The 18,507-nt window shown below is 44.0% G+C and carries 16 protein-coding genes; 6 read left to right on the top strand and 10 right to left on the bottom strand.

Annotation, left to right across the window (positions count from 1 at the left end):
- Positions 1-73 precede the first annotated feature (73 nt).
- The 4 genes from ACO08K_RS23560 to ACO08K_RS23575 all read right to left on the bottom strand — a co-directional run bounded on the left by ACO08K_RS23560 (position 74) and on the right by ACO08K_RS23575 (position 4,850).
- Positions 74-2,209, bottom strand: coding sequence for a DAPG hydrolase family protein (locus ACO08K_RS23560; RefSeq protein ID WP_421798937.1), 2,136 nt, complete (start codon positions 2,207-2,209; stop codon positions 74-76).
- A 72-nt stretch (positions 2,210-2,281) separates the two neighbouring features.
- A complete protein-coding gene (locus ACO08K_RS23565) occupies positions 2,282-2,869 on the bottom strand; it encodes a Crp/Fnr family transcriptional regulator (protein WP_421798938.1) in 588 nt (195 codons plus the stop codon).
- A 46-nt stretch (positions 2,870-2,915) separates the two neighbouring features.
- The gene (locus ACO08K_RS23570) at positions 2,916-3,935 is read right to left on the bottom strand and encodes a S41 family peptidase (RefSeq protein ID WP_421798939.1); all 1,020 of its coding nucleotides are present in this window, start codon (positions 3,933-3,935) and stop codon (positions 2,916-2,918) included.
- A gap of 18 nt (positions 3,936-3,953) precedes the next feature.
- Entirely contained in the window at positions 3,954-4,850 is an 897-nt protein-coding gene (locus ACO08K_RS23575; protein ID WP_421798940.1) for an alpha/beta hydrolase fold domain-containing protein, read from the bottom strand.
- Positions 4,851-5,120: 270 nt separating this feature from the next.
- Here ACO08K_RS23575 and ACO08K_RS23580 point away from each other — a divergent pair, with 270 nt between their 5' ends.
- Positions 5,121-6,704 (top strand): hypothetical protein, encoded by a 1,584-nt coding sequence (locus ACO08K_RS23580; RefSeq protein ID WP_421798941.1) that lies wholly within the window; start codon positions 5,121-5,123, stop codon positions 6,702-6,704.
- A gap of 174 nt (positions 6,705-6,878) precedes the next feature.
- Positions 6,879-8,081, top strand: a complete 1,203-nt coding sequence (locus tag ACO08K_RS23585) for a hypothetical protein (protein ID WP_421798942.1) — start codon at positions 6,879-6,881, stop codon at positions 8,079-8,081.
- A 5-nt stretch (positions 8,082-8,086) separates the two neighbouring features.
- Here ACO08K_RS23585 and ACO08K_RS23590 read toward each other — a convergent pair whose 3' ends face one another.
- The 5 genes from ACO08K_RS23590 to ACO08K_RS23610 form a co-directional block, all read right to left on the bottom strand.
- A complete protein-coding gene (locus ACO08K_RS23590; protein ID WP_421798943.1) occupies positions 8,087-8,749 on the bottom strand; it encodes a response regulator in 663 nt (220 codons plus the stop codon).
- Positions 8,733-9,416 (bottom strand): sensor histidine kinase, encoded by a 684-nt coding sequence (locus tag ACO08K_RS23595; RefSeq protein WP_421798944.1) that lies wholly within the window; start codon positions 9,414-9,416, stop codon positions 8,733-8,735. The genes ACO08K_RS23590 and ACO08K_RS23595 overlap by 17 nt, the downstream gene beginning before the upstream one ends.
- A 122-nt stretch (positions 9,417-9,538) precedes the next feature.
- Positions 9,539-10,174, bottom strand: coding sequence for a hypothetical protein (locus ACO08K_RS23600; RefSeq protein WP_421798945.1), 636 nt, complete (start codon positions 10,172-10,174; stop codon positions 9,539-9,541).
- A gap of 74 nt (positions 10,175-10,248) precedes the next feature.
- The gene (locus ACO08K_RS23605; RefSeq protein WP_421798946.1) at positions 10,249-11,094 is read right to left on the bottom strand and encodes a hypothetical protein; all 846 of its coding nucleotides are present in this window, start codon (positions 11,092-11,094) and stop codon (positions 10,249-10,251) included.
- A gap of 550 nt (positions 11,095-11,644) precedes the next feature.
- Entirely contained in the window at positions 11,645-12,895 is a 1,251-nt protein-coding gene (locus tag ACO08K_RS23610; protein ID WP_421798947.1) for a hypothetical protein, read from the bottom strand.
- Between the two features lie 498 nt (positions 12,896-13,393).
- Here ACO08K_RS23610 and ACO08K_RS23615 point away from each other — a divergent pair, with 498 nt between their 5' ends.
- The 4 genes from ACO08K_RS23615 (at position 13,394) to ACO08K_RS23630 (ending at position 16,700) form a co-directional block, all read left to right on the top strand.
- The gene (locus ACO08K_RS23615; RefSeq protein WP_421798948.1) at positions 13,394-13,840 is read left to right on the top strand and encodes a hypothetical protein; all 447 of its coding nucleotides are present in this window, start codon (positions 13,394-13,396) and stop codon (positions 13,838-13,840) included.
- Positions 13,841-13,845: 5 nt separating this feature from the next.
- On the top strand, positions 13,846-14,700 hold the full coding sequence (locus ACO08K_RS23620) for a DUF6895 family protein (protein ID WP_421798949.1): 855 nt from the start codon (positions 13,846-13,848) through the stop codon (positions 14,698-14,700).
- A 7-nt stretch (positions 14,701-14,707) separates the two neighbouring features.
- Entirely contained in the window at positions 14,708-15,247 is a 540-nt protein-coding gene (locus tag ACO08K_RS23625; protein WP_421798950.1) for a hypothetical protein, read from the top strand.
- 373 nt (positions 15,248-15,620) lie between these two features.
- Complete coding sequence (locus tag ACO08K_RS23630; RefSeq protein WP_421798951.1) at positions 15,621-16,700, top strand: lipase family protein; 1,080 nt, start codon at positions 15,621-15,623, stop codon at positions 16,698-16,700.
- 53 nt (positions 16,701-16,753) lie between these two features.
- Here the strand turns inward: ACO08K_RS23630 and ACO08K_RS23635 are convergent, their stop codons facing one another.
- On the bottom strand, positions 16,754-18,382 hold the full coding sequence (locus ACO08K_RS23635; protein ID WP_421798952.1) for a DUF5597 domain-containing protein: 1,629 nt from the start codon (positions 18,380-18,382) through the stop codon (positions 16,754-16,756).
- Positions 18,383-18,507: the final 125 nt, after the last annotated feature.

An 18,507-nucleotide genomic window follows, 5' to 3' on the forward strand; every position in this document is an offset into this window, starting at 1 on the left:
GAATTAGCAGCCTTTGAAGCACTTGATCGGCTATACATATGGCCGATCAAGTCTTCAAGATGCAAAGTTTTATTTATTCAGGTTTACTGTGCCATTCAAAAAACACGCCATTTGGATCCCATCTCTGGCGGATTTCCTGCACCTTTTTTAGATTTTCACCACTCATAAAATGAGCAGTACGTTTGTGCAAACCTTCATCGGCCAACTGAATACCGACCGAAAGGTGCTCCATTTTGCGCATCGTATCAGCGGCCCAGTTGCCGTATTTCGCCGTATCGTTTTTGTCTTTCCAACAGCTGTACAGCGCCAGGTACAGGTCATCCTCTTTGCTGTAGGCCATGTCTGCATTTATGTTTCCTGGATACCAATTGAGCCATAAAAAATGCGAGGGTGCGGGAGGTAAGGTATCGGCAATGTTTTTGATAAATGGAAGCAAATCATCAAAACTGGCATGGGTCCACATGTTGTCTACTCCCCAATGGTGATTGGAAGGGTAGTGGGTCATTGCAGATTTGTACAACATTTCTATCCCAGGATTAAACGCGGGGATGGAAACGGTCGCTTTGTTTTTAATGGGACTATTGAGCATAAACCCTTTGGCTGCCTCAAATTCCTCTTCCGTATCTGCAAAAATGGGCGCCAATGCCTCGATTCCGGGGCCAAGCAAATTGAGCATGTGGCGGCTCATGATCAATTGAAATTCAATGGCTGTAGGGATATTTGGTCCCGCTTCGTGAGCCCAACGGTAAACCGCCTCCAGGTGTTTGATGTCAAAATTATGGGACATCGCAGCGCGGTATTTTGGCAAGGGAAATACCTTCAAATAAAAACAGGTTACAATGCCAAAAAAGCCCGGTCCTGAGCCGCGGGCGGCCCAAAACAGATCGGCATTTTGAGTTTCATCGGCATAAACCAGCTCTCCGCTGGCGGTGACGATGTCCATCCCAATGATATGCTGGCAGGCAATACCCGTTTTTCGGCCATTCCAGCCATAGCCGCCTTGCAATAAATAACCGCCGATACAAACTCCTTTGCAATGCCCGGCCGGGAAAAACAAGCCCTGTTTGTACAAAGCCGCCAAAAGAACACTACCACCGACTCCCGGGCCAGCTTTGGCGGTCATGGTTTCAGGATTCACCTCAAATTGGTTGAAGTGTTTCATAAGCAGGAGGATACTGCCATCCCGGATGAAATTGGCACTGAAACTATGCCCCCCAGAACTCACTGTGATGCGTTTTCCTGCCCGCTGTGCATATTTCACAGTGTGGATGATGTCTTCCACGGTTTTGGGCTCCACAATCAATGCCGGGCGCTGACCGGGGTCTATTTTATTGAACAGCGTGTTCATCACCACCTGGTCAAAATCCTGGTGAGTGGGTGGAATGATGGCTCCAGCAACGGCCAATTCAGTTTGTTTGGCCTGTTCCTGGTACAACTCCGGGAGAAAACCCGCCAAGTGTTTCATTTCTTCCGCACAGTGTTGGAACAAATCCTTGGCGAAGTTTTTGGGGAGTTTTTTTACCCTTTTGACCACGTTTACCAGCGCAGCGGTTATTTTTCCTTCTTTTCTGGGGCTGATGTACTGTCCTCCAACCCAAAAACGAGAACGCATTTCCGAGCCATTTTCGGTAGCCCGGACTTGGTGCACCAGGTAGCCATAATCAACTGGGAAATCGGGGTGTCCGATCCGGGCACAGATGAAAACCGCTTTATCCGGTTCGTTTACGGCCTGCTTGCTAAACCCGAATGCCAAAGGTGATTTAAATTGAATAACTGCGTCCTGAATCGTATTGCCAATGTATTCCTTGATGACGGAGTTCCGGCCAATGTAGCAATGATCGGCCCGTCCATCCTCCCAGTTTGCTGCAAGGTGGGCGCCCGGATGCCAGAGTTTGTAGCGCATGTCCTGAGAACCGTGCCATCCAAACCACCAATCCCACATTTGGGGCGTTACCCCGGGCATATCAGTCAGGACGGCAACGCGGATGCTCCCGTCTTCGTGTTCGGCGTACCCGTTTTCAACGGCTAAGTAACCGTCTTTTTCCAAGACTGCTAAATCCTGGAGCTCCATCATTTGCTCCCATTTCAGGGGAGCTTGGGAAAGTATGGAGACCTTTTCAGGTGCTAAGGGTTTGATGTTGTTGTCCAAAAACCTGGCCAATGTATGTTGCAGCTCTTGTTCTGCGTACCCTAAATATTTTTTTGCCATCGTCAGTTTGTTTGAGGCAAAAGTAGGTCGGTAGCCGAATAGCCGCAATTGAACTAATTCAAGAAATGTCTTTCAGGGCCACCTGGTGACTCTTTTTAATTTGCTCAACCATTCCGCAGAGATGCCCATCAATTCGGCGATGTATTTGGAAGGTACTTTTTTGATGACCATCGGAAAAGTATTCATGATGTATTTGTAGAGTTCTTCGGAGGGGAGCGCGATGATTTTGAGTTTTAATTCATTTTCTTCGGTAAGTGCACTAATGACCTGTGCATTGTAAAAATTGAAAATTTCTTTGTCCATTTCAAAGAGCTGATCCAGGTCTTTGCGGTGCAAGGCCCAAACCGTAGAAGGGCAAATGGCCCGCAATTCGCAAGAAGTTGGTTTCTGGCTAAAAAAACTATCCACACAGGCCATAAAGGGATGGATGTCCTCCAGGTAAAAGTTGATGGTTTTTTCTGTTTCAGTGCTTTCATTGATGTATCGGCATACAAAACCTCCTTGCACGACGAGGTAAACCCGATCGCAAACGGCTCCAGGCCTAATGGCTACTTCATTGTTTTTGAAGTGCAAAACCTGGATTTTTTCCTCAATGAATTGTGCCGTTGTTGCACTGAGCGTTGGGAATAATTGCTGGAGGAATTCATGTATGCTCAACATATGAGATCTTATGTATAAGCCCAGGTTTTGGGGCATTCGTGATGTATTAGTCCTTTGAATTTTCAAGTGCCTTGGCATGGGCGGTTTTTAATGCCTGGTCGGCACTAATTTCAATGTGTGGCGCAACACCAGTTCCTTCCCAGTTTGCATTTGTGACAGGACTTGTCGTTCTGCCTTGTGGTATCCTTACATAAAACTTGTCGGTTGCGATTACCGATCCAGTAAGGTGTGCTCCGCCTGCCGTTGTTTCTCCAATAATAGTTGCACGACCTAGTTGCTTCAGTTGATAGCTGAATGCTTCGGCAGCCGAAAAAGTCTTCTTACTGGTCAGTATGTACAAATCTACATCTGGTCTACGGACCCCAGGTACGTAGGGCAATGTCCAGGATTGAGTCAGCTCATTTTTTGGGCGGTTGTAGTGATCAGCTAGATGTATTGGCTCGGATGAAAAGAAGTAGCTTGCCAGTAGTTGAACCATCCATGGTGAACCGCCATCATTTTCACGAAGGTCAAGGATAATTGCCTTTGTATTGCTGAGAAAATGCATTGCCGCAGTTAAAGTTTCACCGCCATGTTTAGGATCTACGAACTCGCGTATATCCAAATAGCCAATATTTCCATCCAGGATTTTAACTTCTCTAAATCCATAATTGTCACGCGTCAAGTTTTTGATCAACTCTTTGTTCCATTCAGCTTCTTCATTCGCCCGGTCTTCGGCTGTTGAAGCCCGCTCCCGGGCAATGATTGAAGGGTTGAAAACGACCATCAAGTGTTTATCTTTACTCACTGACTGAAGGTCGCTGGTAAGTTGACGGGCAAACTCAATAGGATTGACTAAGGCATAATACTTGCCTTCGGTCAAATTTTGTTTAAGCCTTTTTGACATTTCAGCGGCGTGCTCTGGAAACACGTAATTGCCCTGAAGTTTAAGGTTGATGGAGTCTATGGTAAGCGCCATTTCTGCTCTACTCAATTTCGGTTCTCCTATTTGAGCAGCTAGTTCCTGATTTTGAAAAAGCAGGAAAGTAGCGAAAACAATAATGACCACTAATTTAAGATTGACCATTGGGTTATTTTTTATTGCTTACAACAAATGACTTTTCAAAAACGCCAGTACCTTCTCTCTCACCTCCTCCACATCAAACATCACCCCATAATGCGGCGCTCCTTTCACAATTATCAATTCATTTTTTACCCCCTTCACCGTCAGCCAGCTGCTCAGTAGTTTGGACTGTTGATATGGAACACTTTCGTCCTTTTCGCCGTGAATGATTAAAAAAGGTGGGTCGTTTTTGTCCACATAATTGGCAGGACTGGCAATTTTGGCCAGGTCGGGTCTATCCAAAGGTGCTGCACCCAGCAGAATAGCCTCAGGTGATTTTGGGTCTTCACCATTTTTTAAAGCAATCAGCTCGGATGGGCCGTAAAAATCAACTACAGCTTTGAAACTGAATTTTTTGGAAGAACCGGGCACAAAAAAGGCAGCCACATCATTGTTTTTGGACAAACCTTGCAAAGAGGCCAAATGCCCGCCCGCAGAGAAACCCATGAGGGCGATACGGGTTTTGTCCAGGCCATACTTTTCGGCATTGTCGTAGAGGTAGGATACCGCCCGGTTGCAGTCCTGAATTTGGGCGGGAAACACGGCCTGGGTGCTCCAACGGTAGTCGATCGAGGCTATGGCAATGCCCTGATTGAGGATGGCCGAGAGGGTATTGCCCATGTAACCCATGTCAGCGTATTTGTCGTTGACCAGCCAGCCACCGCCGTGGATGAACACGAGCAGAGGGCATTTACCAGTGGCATTGGCTGGGAGGTAAATGTCCAGCAGGTGTTTTTTCAGGGTGTCGTTTTGGTAGGGGATGTTGTTGTGGAATTTGGTGCCTGGGGGGAGGAGCTTGGCTTTGGGGTTTTGATTTTGTGCAAAAAGGAGGTTTGAGGACAGAAGAAGGGCGATCCAAAGCCAGTTGCGATTTATCATGTTTTCAGTTTGTTTAATTGAAAAGAAAAGATGGTTGTCCCGATTTCCCAATTCCATCAAGAAGCAAGATAAAAAATGTCGCTTTTGTTGTTCAAATAAATCGTGATGCAGACGATCTAGCACTCGAAAGATAATACTAATTCCCTTGCTTCAACACCAGCGGCCCCAACAAACCCGACGGCTATCAGTGTTCATGACGAATTGTTGGATTATGCATGAAAATCCAGCAACTCGTCTGTATGTTTACGTTCGCTAAAAAAATAAGTCTGCATGATGCGTATCGTATTTTTAATTGGGTTTCTGTTGTGTGTGTGTGGAGTTTTTGCCCAAAAAATAAACTTCGCAATAGGCCCCGAAATGAAAGAGGACAAAGGCCTGGATTTTTGGGGACACCTCCACCACGATGCCAGCGGGCACTACGTTTTGTGGACAGAAAAGGATGGCTCTGGTTTTACTTTTCGCGATAAAAAACCTCCACTTTTACAGAAGTACGACCACAAATTCAAACTGTTGTTTTCCCGAGAGCTTGTGGTAAAAGAAGAGGATATTTCCTTTGGCAATTGTTTCTACGCCCTAGATAAATTTTTGTTGTGCACCCACCAGTACGAGGCCAGAGATAAAACGCTCAGATTACAAGCTACTCCGATTGCCATGGATGGACGGATTGGCAAAACGACCCGCCTTGCCCAAATTCAATGGAGAAGTAAAGACGATGAACCGAAGGAAGTGGATTGGAAGATGTCGGAAGATACGACCAAATTGATGGTGGCGACCTATGCTGATGACGATGACAACGATGTAAAAACCCAAGTCAGCGTCATTGTACATGACCACAAGCTGCAAAAACTTTGGGAAAATGTCTTTACGCTGCCGTATTCGCAGAAGCAGTTTAGCTTCAAAAACTGGACGGTGGCCAACGATGGAAGGGTATACCTGTTGGCGAAAATTTATGATGAAAACAACAACAAGGAATCCAAAAAAGAAGACGGCAAACGTAGTCCCGCTTATAAAATGGTGGTGTTTCGCCTGGACGCTGAAAGTAGAGTACCTTATCAAATCCAATTGCAGTTGGGGGAAAAATATGCTACTGATGTGACTTTCAAACTTGATGCAACAGGAGATTTGAGTTGTGCAGGGTTTTATTCCAACGACCGTAGAGGGGTCATTCAAGGGGTCTTTTTTTCGCGCATCAGCGGGCAAAATGGTCAAATGCTTACCACAAACCATAAAGAATTTACCCCCAGTGATCTCGCATTATTTGACACAGATAAAGACAAAACCGGGGATGAAGGGCTAGACAGAACCTTTCAATTCAATCGAATCATCCTGCGCGATGACGGCGGTGCTGTAGTCACCGCTGAACAAGCCTATTTCATCATCAGACGATACTTGAGCGGAAACTATTGGGTGACCCGCACTACCTATGTCAACAATGAAATATGTGTCACCAACATCAGCCCGACCGGAGAAATAGAATGGGTGCGCACCATTCCCAAAAAGCAAATTATGGAGGAAACGCCAATTTTTAATGGGTATACCATGATGGTTTCGGGCAGCAACCTCTATTTTTTGTACAATGATGATGTGGACAATTTGAAAAAACCACTCAATGTACCCGCAAAACGGATAAGCTCTTTTAATGATGCTGTAGCCACTATCGTGACCATTAATGTGAACGGCCAAATGGCGCGCGACCTTGCTTTCAAATTGAAAGAAGATACCAATAAAGGGCTCATCGTAGCACGCCACTGTAAACAAACCGGTCCGGACGAGCTCTTTTTTCTCACCACCCGTTACCAGTTGCTTAGTAGGCCGCGTTTAGTGATGGGGGCGTTAAGAGTGGAGCCTGAATAAGCCAGACTTTATTTGGGCAAAAAAAGCTGAGCGCTATGCTGAGAAAATCATCAAAAGAATTCCTCGCCCTAGAATTGCCATTTCTCACCCCTTCAAGCTGACCTAACTCATTGAATATCGTTTGAATAAGCTGGAACTTCCTACTGAAATGGACAAAACCATTTTGCCAGCATCATGAAAACCTTATTCAACACCACAAAAGAAAGAGGTATTGTCCTGTTTTTGGCCTTATTCCTCTCCGTTACATTAGGGGACAAAACGAGTCCACACCCATCCGTTTACGTGTTTAATGGCGAAAAGTACGTGGTACAAGGTGAACTGTACAGCGGCATGATCGGTGAGAACCTTGCCAATTACGAGTATTTCCCACTGCCAGCGCTACAAGCACAGGCAGGGAATTTTCAGTTGCGCATCAGCAATGAATCCAATGGACAACAATTTACAGATATGGCTCAACTGCTGGTGGTTCAGCACCCACAGAACAAAGAAGTCATCATGGACCAACGGGGCAAAGCTCACCTGATTGGCAAAGCCCAAAAGCCAAATAGTGTGACCAGTTCCAATGGCAGCGATTTAAGCCTGGCTACTGGTGCCAAAGACGATCAGGTCTTTGCTTTTGACAATGAAGAGTTTTCGCGCAATGCGGTCATCCTCAAATTTAAAAAACCGGAAAGAACCGAAAGGGGCAAGCTGATCCTGCGGGCACAAAGTTCGGAATGGATGGCTCAAGTACTGGACAGCTATTACCGTAAATTTGGTAAAGATTTTCCCAATTGGTTGCAAGAACAAAATGCCCTCAGCAGTCCGGAAAGATTACAAGGCATGCGCGACAATGACCTGCCCTTGTCTGTGTACCTCAAGCGGGATGGTGAGTGGGAATTGCTGGAATATTTTGTAGCCACTACTCCTTTACAAGCCCGTGACCTGGTGATTCCACTCAACCTGATGACCATAAAAGATACCGAACTAGAAATGAAGGTGGAAACCGGCTTCAAGTTTTGGGAACTGGACTACGCTGCGATGGATTTTACCCCCAATGGCCAGGTGACTACCACATTTATCCCAGCTACCTCAGCACTTAATCAGGACAAAACTAATGCTTTGGCTCTGCTGGCAGATGCTGACCTAAAATACGTTGTGCTCAAAAAGACCGGTGATTATCTCGAACTCTTGTACCCGGAATCAGCTGTGACAAATGGGGGAGGGGCGAATACTTTCTTTTTGTACACCAAAGGATATAGCGAAATGAATGCCCGCTTTGAAGGCGCTCCTGCAGTCAATGATTTGAAAACATTAAAAGAACCTGGTGCACTTGCTGATTATTCAAAAATGGAATATTTGAAGCGTAAGGCAGAGGGAAAGGTTTCCTCGATGTAAACCGCTCAATCCTCCTGAAACCCATGCTGGATGGCATAACGCACCAACTCCGGAGTGCTGTTGGCATGGGTTTTATCCCTTAAATTTTTGAGGTGAAAATCTACCGTTTTGATGGACAAGAACAATTTGTCGGCCATTTCCTGCCTGCCGTATTTCCCGATAATGGCCAGGATTTCGCGCTCGCGCTCCGAGAAACTGTTTTCTTTTACAACTGGTGCACTCCGTCGTGGTTTTTGGCTTTGGATTTGTAATTGTTTCAACAAGGCTTTGGACACATAACCCGGGAAGTACTGCCCAGTTTCCATTACCTGTAAAATGGCAGTTTTTACCGTCCCGGAATTTTCATCTTTGAGCAAATAACCATTGGCACCGTTTTGCATCATGAAGGCCATCAAGGCTTCGTCGTAGTGCATGCTGAGGATGAGCACTTTTATGGCGGGGTAGGTGGCTTTTATTTTTTGCATGGTTTCAAAACCGTCCATTTCGGGCATGGTATAATCCAGTAGGATGACATCGGGTTGATGGCTTTCCAATTGTGTCAATACACTTTTGCCGCTATCGGCTTCGAGGGTAACCTCCAATTCGGAGAAGGTGTTCAGGATGAGTTTCATGCCCTCCCGGAACAGGTTTTGGTCATCAACCAAGCCTATTTTAATAGGTGTTTTCATGGGTTTCTCTTATGGTGTTGAGGGGAAGGTTTAAACTTACGGCTACACCATTGCCAGGTGAGGTTGTGTAATTCAGTTCACCGTTCAAAAAAGCCATGTGGCGCTCAATGTTTTTCAGGCCGTAGCTTTTGTCTTGCTTTTGCGAGTAGGCTACCCGATCAAAACCTTGACCATCATCATGGTATTGCACCAGGAGCTGGGTGTCACTAAACTGAAAGTGGATGGCTACGTTTTTAGCTTCGGAATACTTGAGTGTATTGTGTACCAATTCCTGCAAAACCCTGAAGAGTGCTTTTTCCCGATCCCCTTCAAACCGCTGCTCGGCATTGGCCTGTAAATCGATTTTGATTTGTTTCAATTCCTCCAGCTTTTCCAGTAGGCCACGGGTGGCACTCACGATGCCTAGGCGCTCCAGGCTTTGGGGCAGCAGATCATTGGTAATGGTGCGTATTTCTTGGATGTTTTCAGTGAGGGCTTGCAGTGCTTTTTCTTTAAACAACAAAAATTGACTTTCCACCAGCTCCTGGCTCACGTTGGAGACATAAATCTTTGCAGCAGACAATAGCCCTCCAATGCTGTCGTGTAGTTCTATAGCCATTCGTTTGCGTTCAGCTTCCTGGGCAAGGATACCGGCATTGAGTAGTTCTTTTTGGTACGCTGCTTCCATTTGTTGGCTATTTAGTTGCTGTTGCAATAGTCGCCTTTGGTACACGATAAAAAACACAATGATAAAAGTTACGAGCAACACCATCCCGACAATGCCAAAGGTGATTTGAAAAGATAAATTGTTTATTGCTTCGGTTGAACCCATAATGCGATAGTGTAAAAAATGTACAAAAGGATGGTGAATATAGCGTGAATTCCAAAATAGGTATACCATAAATCACGACTAGCAGTGAGATAATGGCTAAACAAAAAAATAAAAAAACTAGCTGCATTGTAAAACAAAACACCTACGCTAATCCAGAACAAAGGCTCTTTCCCTAGGTTCTGGATTTTCATTTCTCGTAAGGTTTTGGTAAAAAAACTTAGGGCGTAAAGCATTAAAATAAATGCACTTATAGAACGGCTTAGGACATTTTCGGTTTTGAGGTGCTCAAAAAAAACACTATTAATAGAAGCGAAAATTGGAAATCCAAACAGTAAAAACCGATTTAAATAAAGTGGTAATACTTGCTTAAAGATGAGACAAAGAAGAATAAAATCAACAATTGTGTAAATATGCAATAAGAATAAGTTGGTGCGGTGCAGAAAACTGGCGATATACAAAGCCACTAATCCAATTGCGGTTCCCCACCAAACGAGGAAGCTTATCAAAAGATATTCCCTGCTTGCATTTCTAAATTTAATTAGCGCTAATAGACTGGGAATTAAACCTATGAATGTAGCTAAATACCCCAATAAATGTTGAAGTTCTTTACTCATTTGAAATACTTATTACGATAGAAGATGTGCTTAGTTTGTTTTTTTAGAATTAGCCAAGCACATCCTAATTTTAGTTAATTACATTGGTGAGGACATTGTACAGCAAATTCAAAATTATCTTCGCCTTCAGTTTTTCCTTGTGGCGAAGTCATTGGATTTGGGGTAAGGCGAATAATGACCCGGAAGGGTACATGATCTACCTCTTCATACTGCCCTATATAAATAAAAAAACCACAATTAGGATTTTGACTCCAATAGGCGTATATCGCCTCGGTATCCTGGGCATTAAAATTATAATGCCGAATACGATCCTGGACATCGCTAATTTTGCCGTTTATATAGAGTTGCTGAACCAGGTTCTCCGCGGTGATTTTCTTCCATTCCTGGGTTAAAGAATCGGCTAGAGTACCACTGATGGCTTGATTTAGCCCTTTAATTGGCCTCAACGGATAATGGCTATGATCACCAATAGGGGGCTTACCATTTTTTAATACGTTCATCAAGAGGGTGAAGTTAGGTTGGTCAGTTTGTTTGCTGCCATTTTCCCCGAGTAGCGCCATATGGGTACAGATTTGTAGGGATTCATTTGGTGCAGCTGAAGTTTTTAGTTGCTTGAGTTCTTCAAAAAAGGATTTGATCTGGTTGGGATTTAGTCGAAAATAAACAGCCTTATTGCTGGGAGATTTATCACCTTCAAAATAAAAATCCCCGGTAAGTTGGTCATTAGCAGATTGAAAATTATTAATCAGTGCTGCTGCTTTAAGGGCGTCTAACTTATCTGAAAGGGTATCAGCAGCATCCAATGTTTCTGTGAAGGTCTGTTTCTTGGCGTTGTTACAAGATTCCAAAAACAAACTTATGAGGAGAAGAATTAACAGCATTACCCTCGAAGTTTTTGACAATTGACTGGAAATGGCCATGACTTTAGGACTTTTTGATGATTAATGAATGAAATAAAAGTATAACATATCCTCTGGTTAAAAAAACATGTAATCCATTTTTGGAAAAAACCCTAGTTATGACTGGTGTTTTTACTGGCAATTAGCACTGGGACAAGGAATCCTGTCCAAGGAGGCCCGCAAGCCCGTTTTTCTTAAGATTCCAGCATACATTGGGTTTATTGTTCCCGCTTTCATTCCTAGGAATAGTTCTAGATTTTTTTGAACTAGGGTGCAATTTTTTGGCCTTCTGCCTCTGCTCTTCCAATTTTATCCTCGCCATTTGATAATAAGCACTTTAACTAGGTGATGGTCACCACGGTAGAAATGGGACCATACACCCCAAAACACCTTCATTCACCATAAAGCTTATTTCACATGAGACGAAACCATGAACTCGAAATTCAACAGCACCAACCTCTGGCTTCTAGTCCGAAGGTTGTGACGGAAGACATCGTAGTCAACTGAGATGGTTTTAATGGTACAATAATATGCCCTTTGTAAAGGTCTAAAACCCATATTTTCCACTTTCTCAAGACCACGGTCGTTCAGTTACTGGACGGCCGTCTTTTTTTAAAGCCATTGCCTCTTTTGCCTTTTGCCTTAGCCAATTTAAAGCCTGAATATTGTCCTCATTGCTTAGCAATTTTTCCAATTTTTGAGCATTAGGTTCTGGTTCGCTGTGGTAACGCACCAGTATTCGGCACACCTGTACAAAACGCAGGAAAGCGGCAGTATTGGATTTAGCCCAAATTTTATCGCGGTGGAGCCATTTTTCGAAGGCATCCAAAAAATTAAGCAGATAGAATTGATAGCTTGAGTCGCTCAGGTACAGGTCAAAATGCGCCTGGGTACTCAATACCCGACCGATCAATTGAAATTGAAGCTCTTCAAATTGATACACTTGTAAAACCGCCAGGGAAACTTTCAGGTCTTTTTTCCAGTATGCGGTGTGTGCCTTAGCCCAATGTATGCAATCGTTTCGGGTTTCAGGCGGCAGACAATCTGTGTAGGTATCTATAAAATGATTTGTAAAGTCAAATGAACCCTTGGTATTGCTTGCGCTGACGATCGTCATATATGTGTTTGCGGAAATTTTTCCCTGATGCAAAATGGCTCCATTACTCAACCCAAGTTGGTACAGTGGCAAACTCTCGGTGATGTCAAGCAAGCCCGATTTGATCAGCAATTTCGCTTCGTTGAGCAAAGAGAGCAATTGGGTAGTTTGCTCCCGTTCGTTCAGCAAGTCAAATCGCTCCATAAATGCAGCTTTCAACGCTAAAAATTGAGGAAGCAACTCCTGATCGGTATAAGCGAAACGCATTCGGTATAGCTCCAGTGCAGGATGTTGCAGGCCATCTACCGCGTACTGCCATTTCTCGAGCTCAGTAGCTAGGTTATAGTTGACTTCCTTGTACATGCGCTTGCGGAAAATCATTTCATTGATAAGGGCCGCTTTTTCCTGCAAATAAAACAGATCTAGATTAGTACTCATTTGCTCCAGCCAAGTGTGAGCTTCCTTTATCCTCGCTTCAGGGTTGGGATGCTGATAGAGCCTTTGGTGAAGGGAGAAAAGGCCGAGGTAGTCACCGTGATTTTTTACTGGTTTTGTCTCCACGGTCTCGATTCGCTGGGTGGTGCTTTTGAAAAACCAGTCATCTAGACCTCGGCTTTGAAATTCTTGTGCCAGTAGATCTTCTTGGGAATTCGGTGTTTCAGTAAGACCTTGGAAGACGAGAAACCGTTCTGCAGCCAGATAAGCTTCCGACAAAAGGTTGTTCATCCTACGCTCGCTGAATTTGCCCTTGGGCAGTACCTGTTGGAACAATTTCTCTTTGTTCAGTTTAGAACTCGAAAAATCGGGATAGTAGGGCCTGAGGCAAGCCAGGAGCCGCGGAAGGTTTTTGTTGCTGTTGCACCAGGGAGAGTGTAGCCATTCTTCAAATGATTTGAGCTCATTTGGAGAGAAATGTTGGAGGATACGCAAAAATTTGGAGGGGAACCTAAGCATTAATTTTGTGGTGATTTTATATGAGGGAATTAACACAAATATATAATTTATAATAGGTTTTGGCGAAGATAAATTATGTTTTTTTTGTGGTAAGGGGCAGAATTTGTCTTTTGAAAGAGGGCTATTGCATTTGATATTTGTGACATGCAAGAAGATGGTAGTTGAATTTTTTTATTTCCATTACCTGTTTTCTACAGCTTGAAAATTCGCCACTAAAGGCGATTGTATTGTTTCAATTAACTCATTTTTCACCTTTTAATCCAATTGACCATGTCTTCTAATTACAACAGCAGTGCTCTGGTTAAGGTAACCAACAACAGTGGCGGTAATGCTGAGATTACTTTGTCTCACCGTTACAGCTCGGACCCCGTTCAATCATTGACCTGGAAGGTAGGCCCTGGACAGATAACTACCCCACCATTAAGCGTAGGCTTTAACACCGGATTTATGCGTACTGGAAAGGATTATTGGTGGATCGGCATCCGGGTATTGGACGGCCCTGCTGCAGGTTATTATGCCAGTAGGGGTTCGGCAGATGACCCAAGTAAAGAATGTACGCTCGAAAGCGCTGACAACGGTAAGACTCTCACTTTCAGTGTAGATACAAGCAACTTTGTCATTCAGCAGGTTTCCGGTTCTTGTTCTACAGGAATGCAGAAGAAGACTGCAGAGGAAGCAACTCTGGTAGAGGTTTCTGATGAAAAGACTAGAAATTAAAAGTCTTGAACGCAAATGAGCAAGATTTCCTCCCCATATGGGTAAAGGCAAATCTTAACAGGTTCAGGCTTTCAAATCAGGAAAGTCTGGACCTGTTTTCAGCTGCTAAGCCTTTGGGCGAATTATGTCTGGTATTGATTGGCATTAAAAATTGCGGAATATCAGATTTAAACTGGGCCAAAGAGCTTATCCAATGTTTATGGCTGGATTTGGTAGAATTGAACAGGCAATCCTATTGGACCCGCTTATGGAAAAAAATAGACGAACAGGATGTTTATGGAGAAATACTACAACTGTTTCTGCATTTGGAGCTACTCTGTGGCCACCGTTTCACGTTCCACAAGCAGATTCGAGACTACCTTCAAGGGGTAAGTTCTCGTCCATCAATTGCGCTGTCGCTTCGCTATACCTGTGAGCTGATTGGAGAAGGTTCCTGTGAAAGATATGCTCTTGAAGAAATTGGGGAACTGTTATCTAGGCAGGAAAGGGGCGAAACCCTTTATTCTTCAGACTTATATGATCTTACCCACGCCATTTTTTACGGCAGTAAGATGGGGACCAGGTCATTGAAATGGAAGGGTGTCTTTCCTGAATTACCTGAAGTATTAAATTTTTACATGCAGAATAGTTTAGAAAGCAGTGATCTGGATTTAGCCGCCGAGTTATTGTTCTCATTAGTTTTACTTAAAACGACGCAATCACGAATAGCAGAAAAAACCTACCAACGATTGAAGGAGAATATCCAACCAGACCTAAACAGCCCCCTTATAGTGGGTAACCTATTCTATGAAGGAGACCAATTCAACAGGCAGTACCACCTGGCCTTGGTCACGATCCTTTCACTTTACACCATGAAATAAGATTGTCATGTTGTTTCATTCCACCACACAAGGAGAAGAATGGCTGCAAGCTAGTGCGGTACTTTCCCCTCTATTGGGACAAGAAGCCCATGTTTCACCACTCATTCTCCAAATGATATTCAGTGAACCGGATTTGCAAAAACGCCTGCAAACTGAAATTAGCACCATCTCTGAATTACAGGTATTTCTGACAGAGGTAAAACAAAGCGTTCAATGCAAGTATCAAGCCACGACGCAGATAGACCCCACTTCATCAGAACTGGTTTTAGGAGGATTGAAGGCTTTCTGGGGCTGGATGGCAGACGGTTTCAATATTGTTAGTCCCGAAAGGTTTAAGAAGCGCCTGTTGGTTTGTTACAATTGCCCGTTTTTTCAAGATGCAGGAGAAGGTTTGTTATACGATTTGGCTCGAAAGGTAATGGGGACTTCCCCTGTTTGTGGTAAGTGTGGTTGCACAATCTTCAAAAAGGCCAAAATAGCTAGCCTATCCTGCCCGCTGGAGGACCCGCAGCGTCCGGGATACACCCTTTGGGGCGATTCGTTTTAATAAAAAACAACAAGTTTAATATAACAATTTCATAACCTTTAATTCGGATCGATTAGAAACAGGTCAAAATGCGATTGGGCGCTCAGCACCCGTCCGATCAATTGAAATTGTAGAGCTTCAAATGAGTAAGCTAGCAACATAGCCAGAATAAATTTTTCATCAGCCTGCGTAAGATCATCTTCCACTTTAATCCTAGAATAAACGTATAGGGTGGAAATTGAAGAGTAAAATTGACCGGAACAGTTTTTAATTGCCGACAAATCTTCACGATTACAGGCACTATTTTTTACAATGGAGCCCAGCCACCATTCAAAAAAACGGGGAGCATTCCGAAAATCCATAAGAGTAGGAGTAACTTTCTAATCTTTTTTTTATGGCAACTCAAATAGATTCTAAGGCAAAAACAATCATGCTTTTTTCACAGCTATCCAATATTAATTTTAACTACTCGGCTTCTATTCCCGATTTAGAAGCCAATTCCGACCGGATAGAAACAATTATCTCATCGGATAATGTTGCAAGCCAAAAAATTAAAGCTTTATGGGACTGTGATTGGCAAGTTGTGTGGGGGCCTGCGTTAAATTACTCACTAATAGATTTACCAGGCAAACATCATGCGAACAACTCCATGTTTGTAGCAAAAGGGATGGACAAAGCAACACATAAGTACGTATATATTGTGGCTATTGCCGGAACAAATGGATTATCCTGGTTCGAAGAATTTGGTGAAGATATTGATGTGAAAAAAATAGTTCTATGGAACGCTGAAAACCCAGAACAAGGCCATATCTCAAGAGGAAGTATGACTGGCTTGAAAAAAGTATTGGGTAAATTTAAATATGGCTCAAATGAAATGCTAATGGAATTCTTTGCCGCCGAAATACAGCAAATTGGAGCGGACAACATAGAAATCATTACTTGTGGGCATAGTCTTGGAGGTGCGCTTTCGCCTTTGGTGGCATTAAAAATAAAAGAAACATACCCAACTATTCCTGTAAGCACTTATCCTACTGCGGGTCCAACATCTGGCGATGTAGCATTTGCAAAATACGCTGAAAACACTTTAGGGGCAAACAACTACATCTCTGTGATTAATACCGACGATATAGTCCCCATGGCATGGGAACATGATACATTCTCCAATATTTCGAATGTTTATAACAATGATAAATTTCAGCATATTGAGCTGGATTCCCAAAATCCAAAGGAAAAGTTCATACTAAATTTTTTAACTAAATATGCGGAAGGCACAGCAGATCTAAACTATACCCGCATTGCAAAAGAGACAGAGCAAACCTTTGAGGGGCAGTCTAAAAATGCCAATGGAGGAGATGTGAAATTTATGGACGAAGCCTTGTATCAACATTTGGATATGTACATGATTGAATTTTTTAAAAATGAAAATAAATTCATAGTTGATTTCCATGAACTGGTTCATCCTCAACGATCCTAGCGTTTAGACAAACGCTGCACACGGCCCAAGTACGAAAAATTAAAGTACCAACCTCACCGATACCCATACAACTCCACCCGTTGCACCCCATACTGCCCATACGGAATCCGTACATGCCGCCCCTGATGCGTTTGATCCCCATTCAAATGCCGCAAAATTTTCCACTGATTTTGCTCAAAAGCCCCTTCATCCACTTTTAAAATGCCGATGTTAAGGGCTGGGTCACTGACGTGTTTGAAGGTAGCCACCACGCCCGTTCCCGCCACATAAAACTCATCTTCACCCGTCTGGATCAGCATCGCCCCGGCCATCGGCCAGTCCGTAGCGGAAGCCCCTGGAGACCAGCCCAAGGTGAACTCATGCTTAAACGTAAACTCATATTTGCCCATCCGCACAATCGTTTCAGCGTTATTTTTGTCCAAAAGCACACCCTCAATTTTGCCCTTGCCCTGGTTGTTGGTAATCAGTGGAGTGAGGGATTCAATCAATTGGTATATTTTGCCCAAACCTTCCTCACTTGGCTTTTCGGTTGATTCAATGGAAAAGGGGGAAAAACCGAGTGCATTGTAATGGCCAATGGCGTAGATTGCCTTGGCAGCAACAGTTGGGTCAAAACGGTGCTCGGGAACAAATAAAGGATCACCCTGACGGGTATACAGGTCGTTCCAGTGCTTAAAATCGGGATTGTAAAAATCGGGAGCCAGGAAATCAATGGCCGGGCCAGCGGCTTTCCACACATCCATCAAATGGGGTAGGGGGCCAGCGCTGGGGTAATTGCCAGGCTCTCGTCCGGGACGATTCAAGGCTGCATTGACAAACATGGGTAAGGGATAGATTTTTTTGCCCGCTTCAGTGATTTTATTGGCAAAAAGAGCATAGTACCAGGCCATGAAGATTTCGTCGGTGTGGAGCCCCTTGCCAAAAACTTCTTCCCAGTTGCCAGTGGTTTTGTAGCCGTTGTTTTTCCAGATTTGCAGAAATTCAGGAACCAGTTTTTCTTTGTTTTGCTGCAGGTACTTGATCAGTTCGACAGGTACTGGTTTTTGGAAAATTGCATTGGCTAAGGGGTGATGATCCCGCGCCGAGGGCAACATCCCGATTTCATTTTCCACTTGCACCATGATGACCGTGTGCTGCGTGCCATCGTATTCCTTGATGAAGCCCATCAGTTTTTCAAAAGCCCGCAGGTCGGTCTGCAAGTTATTTTCACTGAATGAGCTCAGAATCTCCTGGCTACGGCCAGTATTGTCTTTTACCCGGGGGTACTTGTCCTGGTTGAGTTTGATCCAGGCTGGAGCATGGCTCGACATGCTGTTTTTCCAGGAACCAAACCAGAGGAAAACTATTTTGAGCTCGTTTTTACGAGCATCGTTGATCAAGTCGCGGAGTAATGTGAAGTCGTATTTTCCTTCTTGGGGTTCGAGCAATTCCCAATAGACGGGGATGAGCACCGTGTTGAGGTGCATGGCCTTGAGTTTGGGCCAAATGGACTGCATGTTTTGAATGGTAGAGGCGGAGGAGTTGCCGAGTTCACCGCCCAGCATAATGAAGGGTTTACCATCAACAATGAACTGGGTGACGTCGCCCTGCTTGCGAAGGGCGGGGATAGGACTTTGTGCGACTGTAAATTGGAGTTGGGCTACTGTAAAGAGCAGCAGCGAGAGGTAAGTTAGATGTTTCATTGTTTGTTTATAAGAGGCTCAACCCAGGGGTGAAGAAATGATGTATTAAGTGGAATTGGAGCGAACCCCAAAAATTGAACCAATAAAAAAAGGCTATCTCCAACCTAAGTCAAAGATAGCCTTTT

This window comes from Haliscomenobacter sp., assembly GCF_965225875.1.
Lineage (GTDB): Bacteria > Bacteroidota > Bacteroidia > Chitinophagales > Saprospiraceae > Haliscomenobacter.